Source organism: Mesorhizobium sp. M7A.F.Ca.CA.004.04.2.1 (assembly GCF_004022825.1).
In the GTDB taxonomy this organism is placed as follows: Bacteria; Pseudomonadota; Alphaproteobacteria; order Rhizobiales; family Rhizobiaceae; genus Mesorhizobium.
The window spans coordinates 1-1,212 of sequence record NZ_RZPH01001375.1; the positions used below are offsets into that span (position 1 = coordinate 1).

The window sequence follows — 1,212 nt, forward strand, 5'->3', positions numbered from 1 at the left end:
GCGTACCAGCGTGCGCATCCGCCGGGTGGTGGATTTTCTCCACGAGGAGCTGAAACGCTATTCGGCGGGTGCTGGCGCGAATTCGGCGCGGTGAGCGAGCCCGGCCATCAGCAACACGATGATCAGCAGTCCCGACATGGTGATGAAGATCGGGCCAAAGCTGGAGTGCTCGGCAACGAAGCCGATCGCCGACGGCGCCACCAGTATGCCACAGTATCCGATAGTGGTGACCACGCTCATGCCGGTGCCAGAAGACATGCCTTCCTGGTTGCCGCCGGCCGAAAAGATGATCGGCACCATATTGGCGATGCCGAAGCCGCAAAAGGCAAAGGCTGCAATGGCGAGCCAGGGCGAGGGCGCCAGGCCAGCCACCAGCATGCCGACCGCGGCTACGAGGGCCGACACGCGAAGCGTCGTCACCGCGCCGAAGCGATTGCGTATGCCGTCGCCGAAGAACCGCGTAACCGCCATGACGCCCGAAAATCCGGCGTAGGCGAGGCCGGCAACGGCAAGATCGGCGCCGAGCTCCTGGCGCAGATACAGGGCTGCCCAGTCGAGCACCGCGCCTTCGGAGATCATCGCCAGCAGCGCCATCAGTCCGATCAGATAAACCAGCGGGTTTGCCGGCAGTGCGAATTTGTGGTGCTCTGCCGCCTGCGGTCTGTCTTCGGTGAGGAGATGGCGAACGGCCACCGCGATCACCCCGGAGGCAAACACCGTTACCGCCGCCGCGTGGGCGAGGTGGCCGTAGTGCTGGATGGCAAAGCCGCCGAGGCCGCCGCCGGCGAAGCCGCCGAGACTCCAGAAGCCGTGCGAGGACGACATGACGGCGCGGGAGAGCCGCCGTTCGACCACCACGGCATTGGCATTCATGGCAACGTCCATGCCACCGATCGAGCCGCCGAAGATGATCATGGCCGCGGCCGCCAGCGGTACGTTGGGCGCCAGCGCCACGACCATCAGACCGAGGCTGCCGCACAGGGCGAACCAGCGCAGTACGGTGCGCGAGCCATGTCTGGAGATCAAATGGCCGCACCAGGTCATCGCGACGACGGCACCGACGCCGAATAAGAGAATCAGCAGGCCGAGCGTGAACTTCGAAATCTCCAGCCGGGTCAGGAACACCGGGATCTGCGGCGCCCAGCTGCCCGTCAGGAAGCCGTTGGCGAGAAAAATGGCCGCGAGCGCCCATCGTCCGCGACTGGCAGTCAG

The 1,212-nt window shown here is 65.5% G+C and carries 1 protein-coding gene; it reads right to left on the reverse strand.

Annotated features, from left to right (window positions below):
- Window positions 1-57: 57 nt before the first annotated feature.
- Entirely contained in the window at window positions 58-1,212 is a 1,155-nt protein-coding gene (locus EN893_RS34680) for an MFS transporter (RefSeq protein WP_128362195.1), read from the reverse strand.